The sequence below is a fragment of the Roseococcus suduntuyensis genome, from assembly GCF_014196305.1.
Taxonomy (GTDB): Bacteria; Pseudomonadota; Alphaproteobacteria; order Acetobacterales; family Acetobacteraceae; genus Roseococcus; species Roseococcus suduntuyensis.
Genome location: NZ_JACIDJ010000003.1, coordinates 344873 through 356360 on the forward strand (window position 1 = coordinate 344873; position 11488 = coordinate 356360).

An 11488-nucleotide genomic window follows, 5' to 3' on the forward strand; every position below is an offset into this window, starting at 1 on the left:
TGATCCTGTCACGGGCTCCAGCTTTCGCGGGCGTTCAGCAATGCGGGGTCGAAGCCCGCCAGCTTCTTGTAGCGCGCGGCGGTGCCGGCCAGTTCCTCGTGCGAGATGACGTCGTGCAGCGCCTGGAAACCGTCCGGCGCGCGGCGATGCACCTCCTCCAGCACCAAATCGGGGCCGAGGTCGCGGTTGGCCAGCGTCAGCTTCGCGGTGGGCGGGCGGCGGGCCTCCTCATAGGCGGCCAGCCCCTCCTCGATCCGCGCCGCGCGCGCGAGATGCAGCGCCAATTGCCGCGCATCCAGCACCGCCTGCGAGGCACCGTTGGAGCCGATGGGGTACATCGGGTGCGCCGCATCCCCCAGCTGCGTCACGCGCCCCTCGGTCCAGCGCGGCAGCGGGTCGCGATCCACCATGGGGAATTCATAGACGCGCTCGGCCCCGCGGATCAGGCCGGGCACGTCCAGCCAGCCCCAGTTCCAGCCCTCGAAATGCGGGAGAAACAGGTTGCGGTCTATCTCGCGGTTCCAGTCCTCGCGGCCCGGCGCCGCCTGGGTCCGCATCTCCGCGATCCAGTTGATCACCGCCATGCCGTCCGGCAGTTGCCGGATAGGGTAGCAGACGAACTTTTGGGCATGATGCCCGGCCTGCACCATCGTGGCGCCGGTCAGATAGGCGGGGGCGATGGTGGTGGCGCGCCACAGCATGGCGCCCGACCAGCGCGGCAGGCCCTCATCGGGCGCGAAATACCCGCGAATGGCGGAATGGATGCCATCGGCCCCGATCAGCGCCGCCGCCCGTGCCGTGCCGCCGCCGGCCAGTTGCGCCGTCACACCCTCGGCATCCTGTGCGAAGCCGGTCACGCGCTGTCCGGTCTCGACCTCGATGCCGCGCGCGCGGGCCTCGGCCAGCAGCAGCATCTGCAACTCGCCGCGATGGATGGAGTATTGCGGCCAGCGATAGCCGGCGGCGAGGCCCCGATCCTCCCGCCAGATCTCCTGCCCATGGGCGGAGACATAGCGCAGCTCCTTGGTGGCCACGCCCGTCGCGGCCAGCTTTTCGCCGAGGCCCAGCTCCGTCAGCTCCCGCACCGCATGGGGCAGCAGGTTGATGCCGACGCCGAGCGGCCGCACTTCGCGCGTGGCTTCCAGCACGCGCGGCGCGAAGCCCGCGGCCTTGAGGGACAGCGCCGCCGTCAGCCCGCCAATGCCGCCGCCCGCGATGAGGATGGGGGTCGCCATGGCGGTCAGCCCAGCGCCCGGCGCAGCCACTCGGCCCACATCAGCGCCGCCGCGTCCTGCCCGCGCGGGGTGACGATCTGCGCGCCCAGCGGCAGGCCGCGCGGCCCCGTTCCGGCCGGGATGGTGACGCAGGGCGTGTGCAGCAGCGTCCAGAGCGTGTTGAAGACGGGCGTGCCGGTGAATTCGATGCCCTCCGGCGCCTCGCCGGGGGCGGAGGGGGTCAACACCGCGTCATAGCCCGCGATGGCGTCCGCGAAACAGGCCTGCGCGGCGGCAAAGGCGGCGCGGGCCTCGACCAGCTTGGCGGGCGGCTCGGCCATGGCCCAATCCATGTTGGTCCGCATGGCGGGGCTGAGCTGGGCGCGGGCGTGATCAATTTCCCAGGCCAGCGCCTGGGCGCTTTCCATGTGCATGACATGGGCGTGGGCGGCGAAGGCGGCGTCGCAGGCGGCGGGCAGCGTGATGGGCGTGACCGTGGCACCCGCGCGGCGGGCGGCCTCGGCCACGCGCTCCATGTGCGGGGCGGTCTCGGGCCCGGCCTCCGCCATGGCGCCCATGACCAGGGCGAGTTTCGGCGCGCGCGGCGCCTCGGCCGGGCCATGATCCAGCCCGGTCAGCGCGGACATGGCCCGGGCCGCATCGGCCACGCTGCGCGCCATGACGCCGATGGTGTCCAGGCTTTCGCTCATCACCTTCATGCCGGCGCGGTGCAGCGTGCCGTAGCTCGGCTTGAAGCCCACCGCGCCGCAGAAGGCCGCCGGCCGGATGATGGAGCCTGCGGTCTGCGTGCCGAAAGCGAGGTGCAGCATCCCCGCCCCCACCCCCGCCGCCGAGCCCTGGGAGGAACCGCCCGGCGTGTGCCTGGCATTGTGCGGGTTGGTGGTGGCGCCGGGGAAGCGCGTGGCGAATTCCGTCGTCACCGTCTTGCCGGCGATGACCGCGCCCGCCCGCCGCGCCAGCGCCACGCAGGACGCATCGGTGCGCGGCCGGTGCCCCGCCCAGATGGGCGAGCCGTATTGCGAGGGCTGGTCGGCGGTGTCGAGCACGTCCTTCACGCCGAAGAACAGCCCGGCCAGCTTCCCCTTGGCGGGCGCCGCATCCACCGCCGCCGCCTGGCGCCGCACCAGGGCGGGGTCCAGATGGGCGAAGGCGCGCACCCCCGGCTCGCGCCGCGCGATGACGTCGAGCATGGCCTCGGCCAGCTCCTGGGCCTTGAGGGTGCCGGCGGCGATGCGGGAAGCGGCGTCGGTGGCGGAGAGTTCGGCGGGGTGGGTCATGAACCCAGCGTAATCGCGTGTGGCCCCGGCTGTGAACCATCCCCCGAGCAGCCTTTGGAGCGACTGATTCACCGCTCCGGCGATTCCGCCTCCGCGGATCAGGCGCTATATGAGGAGATGGTCCGCACCACCGCCCTCCCCTCCGGCGCCCTTCGGCATGAGCTCGGCGTGGCGGCCGGCGCCCTGCCCGCCGTGCCGCCCGCCGCGCTGGAAATCGCCTGGGAGGTGGCGCGCGAGGGGGCGTCCGCCGGGCATTGGGGGCCGCCGCGCCTGCTCGCCTTCGCCGATGGGCGCGAGATGGCGCTGACCGACCCCGACGCCGCCGCCTGGGCCGAGGCGATGGACCGCCATGCCGGCCTCGATTCGCTGGCCGGCGTGGCGCTCTGCCTGCGCCTGCTGGCGCTGGTGGAGGCCATGGGGCGGGCCGAATGGCTGCGCGGCTTCTTCGCCATCGGCCGGCGGGGCGTGGAGTTCCACCCGCTTCTGCTGGCCGCCGCCGCCCGCGCACCGATTGACGCCACGGGCCGTTTCGAGGATGGCGCGATGCGTGCCATCCTGTCGCGGACCCTTCCACCCGACGCATCCCGCGTGCCCGCCTGACGAAAGCCCCGCATATGCCCCGCGCCGCCGCCCTGCTTCTGCCCGTGTTGTTGCTCGCGGGCTGCGCCCAGGGCTTCGCGCCGCCGCCGCCCCCGCCCGGGGCGCGCAGCAGCAACCCCGAGGTGGTGGCCGCCTGCCGCGCCCAGGCCGCCTCGGTCATCACCCGCCAGGACCGCGGGCAGCTCATCCGCGAGGATGAGCGCAACAGCCGCCTGGGCTCCGAGACCACGGGCTCGCTGGCCTTCCGCGCGCCGATTGACCGCCTCAGCCGCGAATACCGCTTCGAGCAGATGGTGGATGAATGCGTGCGGGCCAACACGCGCGACACCGCGCCCGCCGCGCCATCGCCCGCACCGGCACCGACCCCTGGGGGCCGCTGACCCTGCCTGCCTTCGGCGCGCTCGGGCGCGCCCTGTCCCATCGTGACGCGCGCATCTTCTTCTCGGCCAGTCTTACTGCCTGGACCGGGCTCTGGATGCACCGCATCGCCGTCATGTGGCTGGCCTGGGAGCTGACGGGCTCGGCCTTCTGGGTCGGCATGGTGGCCTTCTGCGACCTGGCGCCGGCGGTCGTCTTCAGCCCCATCGCGGGGGCCGTCGCGGACCGCATGGATCGCGTGCGCCTGACCATGATCGCGCAGGGCGTGATCGGCGCGCAGGCCGGCTGCATCGCGCTGCTGGTGGCCACGGGCAATATCGGCATCGAGATCCTGCTGGTCTTCGAGGTGATCGGCGGGATCGCGGCGAGCTTCGCCCAGCCCGCCCGCCAGGCGCTGATGCCGGGCCTCGTGCCGCGCGCCGACCTGCCGGCCGCGGTCGCCGCCAATTCGCTGGCCTTCAACGTGGCGCGCTTCCTGGGGCCGGCCATGGCGGGGCCGATGATCGCCTTCGGTGGCGTGGTGCCGGCCCTGCTGTGCAACATGGTGGCCTATGCCATCGCGTCCGCCAGCCTGCTGACCATGCGCGTGGACCCCGCCCATCGCCAGGGCCACAAGCCCGAGGCCTCGTTATTGGCCGAGACGGTGGAGGGCATGCGCTACGCCGCGAGCCACCCGGGCATCGGCCCCATCCTCATCTTCGCCGGCATCACCGCCATCCTGTTGCGTGGGGTGCAGGAGGTGCTGCCCCCCTATGTGGACCGGCTGTTCGGCCAGGGGGCGCCGGGGCTCGCGCTGCTGACGGCCTCCATCGGCGTGGGCGCGCTGGTGGGCGGGCTGTGGGTCGCCTCGCGCGGGCGGCTGGAGGGCACGACGCGGCTCGCCGTGGTGGGCGTCACCTTGCAGGCCGGCGTGGCGGCGGCCTTCGTGGCCACGGGCAACTTCGCCTTCGCGGTGCTGTGCGGGGCGCTCTATGGCGCCTGCGCCACCATGCACGGGATTTCCGTGCAGACGCTGTGCCAATCGGCCGCGCTCACCCGGATGCGGGGGCGGACGCTGGCGCTGTGGGGCCTCATCACCCGCGCCTGCCCGGCGCTGGGCGCACTGATCCTGGGCACGGCGGGCGAGCTGTTCGGCATGCGCGTGCCCACGGTGGTCGCGGCCGCGCTGGCCTTCCTTGTGTGCATCTGGGCGGTGACACGGATGCGCGCCTGGGCGAAAGAACTCGAGAATCCGCAATGAGGAGTGACATGCCATGCTGAACGCCGCGATCGTGGGAATGGGCCGCTGGGGCCAGACGCTGGTGGACAGCGTGCAGGGGCGCAACGACGCCGGCATCCGCTTCGTGGCCGGCAGCACGGGCACGCGCAGCAAGGCGGAGGCCTATGCCGCGCAGAAGGGCATCGCGCTGCTGGACAGCTACGACCAGGTGCTGTCCCACCCCGGGGTCCAGGCCGTGGTGCTGGCCACCCCCCACGCGCAGCACGCCGAACAGGTGATCGCGGCCGCGCGCGCGGGCAAGCATGTCTTCGTGGAGAAGCCCTTCACCCTGACCAAGGCCAGTGCCGAGGCCGCCGTGGAAGCCTGCGCCCAGGCCGGCGTGGTGCTGGCGCTGGGCCACAACCGCCGCTTCCTGCCCGCCGTGGCCGAGATGAAGGCGATGCTGGAGGGCGGCAAGCTCGGCACGCTGCTGCATGTGGAGGGCCAGTTCAGCGGCCCGGGCGGCTTCGCCTACAAGCCCGGCGCCTGGCGCGCCGACCGCGCCGAAAGCCCCTTGGGCGGCATGGGCGGCATGGGCATCCATATGGTGGACATGATCATCAACCTGGCCGGCCGCTTCCGCGACGTGCGGGTGCTGAGCCATGCCCGCGTGCTGCCCACCATTGACGACACCACCGCCATGCTGGCCACGCTGGAGGGCGGCGCCACCCTCACCTTCGCCACGCTCGCGGCCAGCCCGCGCTTCTGGCGCGTGGCCCTGTTCGGCACCGAGGGGCTGGTGGAGCTGCGGGGGCATGAGCAGCTGTTCTTCCGCGCCCGCGAGGGCAATGAGGAATGGGTGCGCGACTTCCCCGTGACCGACATCGAGGCCGCGGAGCTCGAAGCCTTCGCCGCCGCGGTGGCGGGCGGGCCGGCCTATCCGCTGCCGGTGGCCGACGCCATCCATGGCGTGGCCGTCTTCGAGGCGATGATGGGGGCAGCCGCCTCGGGCAGCGCCTACGCCGTGGCGTGACGGCGTGGGGCCGGGCGCGCCCCGGCCCCGCTATCCCAGGGTGAAGATGGCCTCGCGCGTGCCGCCGTGCAGGTAGTAGCCCTCCATTCCGCCTGATTTCAGCCGCCAGCTGTGGGTGTAGAAGAACCACCAGCCATCCCGGTTGATGCCGAAATTGGTGGCGAGGAACTTGCCGGGGTCGGCCTCGTTCGTGAGATAGGTGGACGGCTCCACGACGTGGAATTCCTGCCCGTCGAACTTCCGTTGCAATTGCCCGCGCTGGGCGGTGGCCTGCGCGTCACGGTCCGGCATGTCCCTCGACTTGTTCGCGTGCATGACGAGGCACCCCCCATCGCCCGCCTGGGAGCCGACGCCCAGCGAGCAGCCATCCATGTTCGCCGTGAACATCACCCGCGACTGGTTGCTGAGCGTGCCCTGCGTGACCTTGTTCTGCCGGTAGCCCAGCCAGAATATCGGCAGCATCTCGTTGCGCGCGCATCCCGACACGTCGTTGGAAAGATGGAATACCTTGGCACCCCGGCGGTTCAGCACCATCGGCGGCCCCGGCATCTCCTTGATGGTGATCACATGGGGACGGCTTTCGCTGATCCGGACCGTGCTTTCCAGGTCGATGAACTGGCAGCGAACGATATGCCGCTCCATGAACTCCAAGGGGTCGCGCACGAAGTCCGAACGATCCGTCATGGGTTTCTCCCGCCCAGGTTGCATGACGCTAGACGAACTCGCCCAGGCAATGGAAGCGCCACCTGCCTTCCGCCGCCCGGCCGGGCGGGTTACACGCGGGGGGTCACCACAGGCAGGAGGAACCCCGCCCGATGAGCAAGATCAACCGCACCGGCAGCAACGACATTCTTTCGAGCGCCGTCGAGTATCACAACTTCGTCTTCTGCGCGGGCATGACCGCCGATGACCTGACGCAGGACATCACGGGCCAGACCCGCCAGGTGGTCGCCAAGATCGACGCCATGCTGGAGGCGAACGGCACCGACAACACCCGGCTTCTGCAGGCGCAGATCTGGCTGAAGGACATCCGCGACCGCGACGCCATGAACAAGGTGTGGGTGGAGTGGCTGGGCAGTGCCGGCCGCCCCGCGCGCGCCTGCGTGGAAGCGAACATGGCGAGCCCGCGCCATCTGGTCGAGATCATGGTCACGGCCTGCAAGTAACGAAGCCTTCATCCGCCCCGGCTGGCCACTACAGCCGGGGTGGGTGGGCCCGCCTGGAGCGGGTTTGATTTTGCCTCAACGAATTTAGGCAAAAATAAGGCGCGATTGGGGCAGGGATTCCCCAGGACGGCGCGGCTATTCTACACTTTTTATACTGTGACTTTTTGGCCGCAACACTGTTGCATGATTCTCTGGCGCCGCTTCCCTTAGGACATGCGTCCTTATTTCGCGGCCGATCCACCCCCCTATCCGACGAATCACGGCACATTGCGCCATGTATCGGCCAATCGGGTTGCCCCGCGTGCAACCACCGCATACCCGGTTTGCACGCACCGACGATATCCGTCGGCCGCGGTCCAGGAGGGATCGGAATGCGCCACGTGGCCGCCATATTCGCGATGAGCCTGGCTCTGAGCTGGGCACCTGATGCCTATGCCGCCCGCGGCGACGCCCGCACCGAAACCCGCAACCCGACCGCCACCAGCCGCCCCGCGGCCACCCGCCCCGCCCCCGCTCGCACCACCTCGGGCCAGCGTGCCGCAACCTCCCGTGGCATTTCCTGCGTGCCCTATGCGCGCCAGGTCACCGGCATGGAGATCAGCGGCAATGGCCGCGACTGGTGGCACAATGCCGCCGGGCGCTATGCCCGCGGCCAGCGGCCGGAGCGTGGCTCGATCCTCTCATTCCCCGCCTCGGGCGGCATGCGGATGGGCCATGTGGCCGTCGTCTCGCGCGTGGTGGACACCCGGGTCATCGAGATCGACCACGCGAACTGGGGCGGCCCCGGCATCCGCCGCGGCAGCGTCATGCGCGGCGTGCGCGTGCAGGATGTCTCGCCGGGCAATGATTGGACCCAGGTGCGCGTCCAGGTCGGCCACAGCGCGGAGGCCTTCGGCCGCGTCTATCCGACGCATGGCTTCATCCACAACCGCCCGGCCGGCAGCATGGTCGCGCAGGCCTCCGCGCCCGCCGCCCCGGCCCAGCGTGCGCATGCGCCCCTGACGGCGCAGCAGCTCGCCGACGCGCGGCGGTAACACCGCCCTTCCCGCCTGAAGTGCATTCCAAAGCGTATTAGGTTCTTCCCAAGCCTGGCTTTGGCTGCCTAACCTTCCTCCCATCAAAGGGAGGAAAACAAACATGAATCGTCGCAGCGTACTCACGCTTGCGGGGGCTTCGGCCCTTGGTGCCGGGACCCTCGCGGCACCCGCCCTCGCCCAGGGCGCTTGGCAGCCCGACCGCCCCATCCGCGTCATCGTCCCCTTCCCGCCCGGCGGCGCCACCGATGTGTGGGCGCGCCTCGTCACCGAGACGATGGGCGAGATCATGCGCGCCACCTTCGTGGTGGAAAGCCGATCGGGTGCGGCGGGCATGATCGGCGCCGAGGCCGTGGCCCGCGCCCCGGCCGATGGGCACACGCTGCTCTTCACCATCACCTCGCTCGTGCAGTCGCCGGTCGTGCTGCGGCAGAACCCCTATGACGCGGTGCGCGACTTCACGCCCATCGGCCAGATGGGCACCACCACGCTGATCTTCATGAGCCGCGCGGCGCTGGGGCCGCGCAACCTCGCCGAATTCATCACCTTCGCGCAGGAGCGGTCACGGCGCGGCCAGGGGGTGAATCTCGGCTCCTGGGCCGCGGGGTCCAGCGCGCATGTCTTCGCGCTGGCGCTGAACAACCAGCTCAACCTCGGCATGACGCATGTGGCCTATCGCGGCGAGGCGCCGATGCTCTCGGCCTATCTGGGGCAGGAGGTGGATTGCGGCATCAACTCGCTGACCACCATGCGCCCGCATATCGAGAGCGGCACCATGGTCCCGCTGGCCGCACTGGGCGATGCGCGGGCGGGCGGGCTGCCCAATGTGCCCACCTTCGTGGAGCAGGGGCATGACATCGGCCGCGGCTGGAGCGGCTTCGTGGGCATGCTGGCCCCCGCCCGCCTGCCGGAGCGCGTCCACACCCGCCTGGCCGAGGCCTTCCGCGAGACCATGGCGCGGCCGGCCCTGCAGGCGCGGCTGCGGCAGATGGACACGGACCCGATCTGGCTCGGGCCCCAGGAGTTCGGCGCGACGATCGAACGCGTTCGCTCACGCTGGATCGAGATCACGTCGGGGATGGATCTACAGATGGGCTGACGCCCATCCCCACGAAACCGCTTCGCGCTTTCGCGGGGGCCCCGGTTTGGTGTTGATCCTGACGGGGATTCTCCGTTGGCGCGGCGAAGCCGCGCCGCCGATCGGGGCTTTCCGGGGATCGGGGACACGGCCCTCGGCCCCAGCTCTGGGTCAGAGCGGGCGGGGGCGTTCCAGTTCGGGCAGCACCAGCTTGCGCACGGCCACCTCGCCCGCCTCGGCCACGCGGTCTGGGCCGATGGCGGCCAGCTTGTCCTCGGCGTTGCGCCAGGTCTTGTAGTCGTCGGCGTAGTCCCAGCCCATGCCCTCGGCCAGCAGATGGACCCAGTTCAGCACGCGCACACCGTGGTCGCGCTCCAGCCCCACCATCTCGCGGTGGCAGGAGTGGAAGATGGTCACCAGCGTGTCCGCCCCCGAGTCCCGCACCGCATCCAGCGTGGCACGCAGATGGTCCGGCAGGGCGCCGGGCACGTTCGCCAGCCCGAAGCACATGTAGGAGGCGCCGCGCAGGGGGTGATCCACATGCTCCGCCCCCGGGATCATCGAAAGCAGCCCGGGAATGATGTCGTTCACCGGCACCTGGTTGTGGAAGCCCACATGCCGGTCCACCAGAAAGCGCGTCTTCACGGGGTGCGTCAGCAGGGGTGCCAGGGCCTCGCGCCGCTCCCACAGCGCCTCGCAGAGGTGGCGGCTGTCGAAGTCCTGCGCCTTGGACTGCCCCATGAAGTCGTCCAGATTCATGTGGCAGGACGGGCACCAGGTGATGACGCGGTTGGCGCCACTCGCCGAGAACTTGTCCATGGTGCGGTCGGCCATGCCCTCCGCGATGCGCGGCGTGCTCTCCTTGGGGCTGCCGCAGCAGGCGCCCGGCCCGCCGACCGGCGCGGCGCCCACGCCCACCGCTTCGAGCAGGCGCTGGCTCAGGCGAATGATCTCGCCATGGCGCGTCATGTTGCAGCCATACCAGAAGAGGTTTTCGGTCACAGCCATTGCTTCTGCTCCTCCTCGGTGAAGCCCAGGCGCGCGAAGACCTTCACGCGCGACATGGTCTCGCTGGCATCGCGCTTGGCCAGCGCGCCGGTCTCGTTCGCCCGCCATTTGGCGAGGCGCAGCATCAGCATGGGGTTCACCCCGTGCGGGCAGGCGGCGTTGCAACTGCCCGTGCGCGTGCAGGCGGCGATCCAGGCCAGCGCGGCCGGGTCGCTCGGGCCGCCCGTCAGCGCGTCCAGCACGCCGCGCACCAGATCGGGTGCCGCGGCGCCCGCGGCGGCCGGCGCATAGGGCAGCATGGGGCAGGCTTCGGCGCAGGCGCCGCAGCGCGTGCAGGCGTCCAGCATCCGCGCCGTCTCGCTGGCGCGCAGCGCCGACCAGTCCTCGTGGCGGGCTACCATCCGTTGACGCGGTCCCATGTGGCGATCACCTCGCGTGATCCGTCCACGACATGATAGCGCTCATAGGCCGCCGCCGTCAGGCAGGAATGGTTGGGGGCCACGCGCAGCTTCGTGCCCACGGGCAGGTCCGGCATGGGCGTCGCCTCGCCATGCTCCTGGTGGACGCGGGCGATGATGGCCTCGCCATGCGCGCGGTGGCCATCCACATCGAGCACCAGGCCGAAGCCATAGTCGCGCGGGGCCTTTTCCGTGCTGCGGTCCTTCGACAGCGCCAGCGCGCCCGCGTCCAGCAGCAGCGCGCCGCGCGCCGGCTTGCGGCCGATGACGCTGGTCAGCACCGTCACCGCGATGTCCTGCTCGGGATGGGTGCCGAGCTGCGCCTGGAACAGGTCGCCGAACATATAGACCCCGGCGCGCACCTCGGTGATGCCGGCCAGCGACTTCGCGTGCAGCGCGGTGGGCGACGAACCCAGGCTCACGATGTCCACCGTGAGGCCCGCCTCGCGCAGGGCCTGCGCGGCCCCGGCCGCACCCGCACGTTCCTGTTCGGCGATGGCCTCCATCTCGGCGGGGCTGCGCCCGCCATAGGAATGGCCCGCATGGGTGAAGATGCCGGCCAGGCGCGAACCCAGCGCGCGCGCCACGGGCAGCGCCTCGGCGGGTGCCACGCCGCCCCTGCCCTCGCCCACATCCACCTCGACCAGGGCGCGGATCGGGCCCGGATGCGCGGCGATGGCGGCGGCGGCCTCGGCATCATCGGTGATGACCTTCACATCGGCGCCGGCCGCGTTGAGGGCCGCCACCGCATCCAGCTTCTGCGGCGTGATGCCGACGGCATAGATCTGGTCGCGCCAGCCGGCCTCCGCGAAATACCGTGCCTCGGCCAGCGTGCTGACGGTGATGGGGCCGTGGCTGGGCGCGGCCAGCGCCGCCACCTCGCGCGACTTCGCGGTCTTGAGGTGCGGGCGCAGCACCACGCCGGGGTGGCGGGCCATGGCACGCTCCATCAGCGCCAGGTTGCGCTTCAGCACGCCCAGGTCGAGCACCAGGCAGGGGGTGGGCAGGTCATCGAGGGTCATG

Annotated in this window: 13 protein-coding genes; 7 read left to right on the forward strand and 6 right to left on the reverse strand. The window is 71.1% G+C overall.

Going from position 1 to position 11488, the window contains the following annotated elements:
* Window positions 1-8: 8 nt before the first annotated feature.
* Both GGQ83_RS11780 and GGQ83_RS11785 read right to left on the reverse strand, forming a co-directional pair.
* Window positions 9-1235, reverse strand: coding sequence for a flavin-dependent oxidoreductase (locus GGQ83_RS11780; RefSeq protein ID WP_184384165.1), 1227 nt, complete (start codon window positions 1233-1235; stop codon window positions 9-11).
* Window positions 1236-1240: 5 nt separating this feature from the next.
* Window positions 1241-2512: an amidase gene (locus GGQ83_RS11785; protein WP_184384167.1), complete on the reverse strand. Its 1272-nt coding sequence runs from the start codon at window positions 2510-2512 to the stop codon at window positions 1241-1243.
* Window positions 2513-2629: 117 nt separating this feature from the next.
* Here GGQ83_RS11785 and GGQ83_RS11790 point away from each other — a divergent pair, with 117 nt between their 5' ends.
* The 4 genes from GGQ83_RS11790 to GGQ83_RS11805 are packed head-to-tail and all read left to right on the forward strand — an operon-like array spanning window position 2630 to window position 5721.
* Window positions 2630-3112, forward strand: coding sequence for a hypothetical protein (locus GGQ83_RS11790; RefSeq protein WP_242535076.1), 483 nt, complete (start codon window positions 2630-2632; stop codon window positions 3110-3112).
* Window positions 3113-3126: 14 nt separating this feature from the next.
* Window positions 3127-3492, forward strand: a complete 366-nt coding sequence (locus GGQ83_RS11795; protein WP_184384169.1) for a hypothetical protein — start codon at window positions 3127-3129, stop codon at window positions 3490-3492.
* Complete coding sequence (locus GGQ83_RS11800) at window positions 3414-4730, forward strand: MFS transporter (RefSeq protein ID WP_184384171.1); 1317 nt, start codon at window positions 3414-3416, stop codon at window positions 4728-4730. The genes GGQ83_RS11795 and GGQ83_RS11800 overlap by 79 nt, the downstream gene beginning before the upstream one ends.
* A gap of 13 nt (window positions 4731-4743) precedes the next feature.
* Window positions 4744-5721, forward strand: a complete 978-nt coding sequence (locus GGQ83_RS11805; RefSeq protein ID WP_184384173.1) for a Gfo/Idh/MocA family protein — start codon at window positions 4744-4746, stop codon at window positions 5719-5721.
* Window positions 5722-5751: 30 nt separating this feature from the next.
* Here GGQ83_RS11805 and GGQ83_RS11810 read toward each other — a convergent pair whose 3' ends face one another.
* Window positions 5752-6405: a hypothetical protein gene (locus GGQ83_RS11810; RefSeq protein ID WP_184384175.1), complete on the reverse strand. Its 654-nt coding sequence runs from the start codon at window positions 6403-6405 to the stop codon at window positions 5752-5754.
* A gap of 131 nt (window positions 6406-6536) precedes the next feature.
* Between GGQ83_RS11810 and GGQ83_RS11815 the strand changes: the two genes are divergently transcribed.
* The 3 genes from GGQ83_RS11815 to GGQ83_RS11825 all read left to right on the forward strand — a co-directional run bounded on the left by GGQ83_RS11815 (window position 6537) and on the right by GGQ83_RS11825 (window position 9020).
* Window positions 6537-6887 (forward strand): RidA family protein, encoded by a 351-nt coding sequence (locus tag GGQ83_RS11815; RefSeq protein WP_184384177.1) that lies wholly within the window; start codon window positions 6537-6539, stop codon window positions 6885-6887.
* A gap of 371 nt (window positions 6888-7258) precedes the next feature.
* A complete protein-coding gene (locus GGQ83_RS11820; protein WP_184384179.1) occupies window positions 7259-7921 on the forward strand; it encodes a CHAP domain-containing protein in 663 nt (220 codons plus the stop codon).
* Between the two features lie 103 nt (window positions 7922-8024).
* Window positions 8025-9020: a Bug family tripartite tricarboxylate transporter substrate binding protein gene (locus tag GGQ83_RS11825; protein ID WP_184384181.1), complete on the forward strand. Its 996-nt coding sequence runs from the start codon at window positions 8025-8027 to the stop codon at window positions 9018-9020.
* A 150-nt stretch (window positions 9021-9170) separates the two neighbouring features.
* Here GGQ83_RS11825 and GGQ83_RS11830 read toward each other — a convergent pair whose 3' ends face one another.
* The 3 genes from GGQ83_RS11830 to GGQ83_RS11840 are packed head-to-tail and all read right to left on the reverse strand — an operon-like array spanning window position 9171 to window position 11487.
* Entirely contained in the window at window positions 9171-10007 is an 837-nt protein-coding gene (locus tag GGQ83_RS11830; protein ID WP_184384182.1) for a heterodisulfide reductase-related iron-sulfur binding cluster, read from the reverse strand.
* Window positions 9998-10408 carry a (Fe-S)-binding protein gene (locus GGQ83_RS11835; RefSeq protein WP_184384184.1) on the reverse strand — a complete coding sequence of 137 codons (411 nt, stop codon included), beginning with the start codon at window positions 10406-10408 and terminating at the stop codon, window positions 9998-10000. The genes GGQ83_RS11830 and GGQ83_RS11835 overlap by 10 nt, the downstream gene beginning before the upstream one ends.
* Entirely contained in the window at window positions 10402-11487 is a 1086-nt protein-coding gene (locus tag GGQ83_RS11840; RefSeq protein ID WP_184384186.1) for an alanine racemase, read from the reverse strand. Before GGQ83_RS11840 ends, GGQ83_RS11835 begins: the two co-directional genes overlap by 7 nt.
* Window position 11488 lies beyond the last annotated feature (1 nt).

Coding starts and splice junctions, on each gene's coding strand:
- GGQ83_RS11780 (WP_184384165.1), bottom strand. CDS start 1,235: ATGGCGACCCCCATCCTCATCGCGGGCGGCGGCATTGGCGGGCTGACG.
- GGQ83_RS11785 (WP_184384167.1), bottom strand. CDS start 2,512: ATGACCCACCCCGCCGAACTCTCCGCCACCGACGCCGCTTCCCGCATC.
- GGQ83_RS11790 (WP_242535076.1), top strand. CDS start 2,630: ATGGTCCGCACCACCGCCCTCCCCTCCGGCGCCCTTCGGCATGAGCTC.
- GGQ83_RS11795 (WP_184384169.1), top strand. CDS start 3,127: ATGCCCCGCGCCGCCGCCCTGCTTCTGCCCGTGTTGTTGCTCGCGGGC.
- GGQ83_RS11800 (WP_184384171.1), top strand. CDS start 3,414: ATGCGTGCGGGCCAACACGCGCGACACCGCGCCCGCCGCGCCATCGCC.
- GGQ83_RS11805 (WP_184384173.1), top strand. CDS start 4,744: ATGCTGAACGCCGCGATCGTGGGAATGGGCCGCTGGGGCCAGACGCTG.
- GGQ83_RS11810 (WP_184384175.1), bottom strand. CDS start 6,405: ATGACGGATCGTTCGGACTTCGTGCGCGACCCCTTGGAGTTCATGGAG.
- GGQ83_RS11815 (WP_184384177.1), top strand. CDS start 6,537: ATGAGCAAGATCAACCGCACCGGCAGCAACGACATTCTTTCGAGCGCC.
- GGQ83_RS11820 (WP_184384179.1), top strand. CDS start 7,259: ATGCGCCACGTGGCCGCCATATTCGCGATGAGCCTGGCTCTGAGCTGG.
- GGQ83_RS11825 (WP_184384181.1), top strand. CDS start 8,025: ATGAATCGTCGCAGCGTACTCACGCTTGCGGGGGCTTCGGCCCTTGGT.
- GGQ83_RS11830 (WP_184384182.1), bottom strand. CDS start 10,007: ATGGCTGTGACCGAAAACCTCTTCTGGTATGGCTGCAACATGACGCGC.
- GGQ83_RS11835 (WP_184384184.1), bottom strand. CDS start 10,408: ATGGTAGCCCGCCACGAGGACTGGTCGGCGCTGCGCGCCAGCGAGACG.
- GGQ83_RS11840 (WP_184384186.1), bottom strand. CDS start 11,487: ATGACCCTCGATGACCTGCCCACCCCCTGCCTGGTGCTCGACCTGGGC.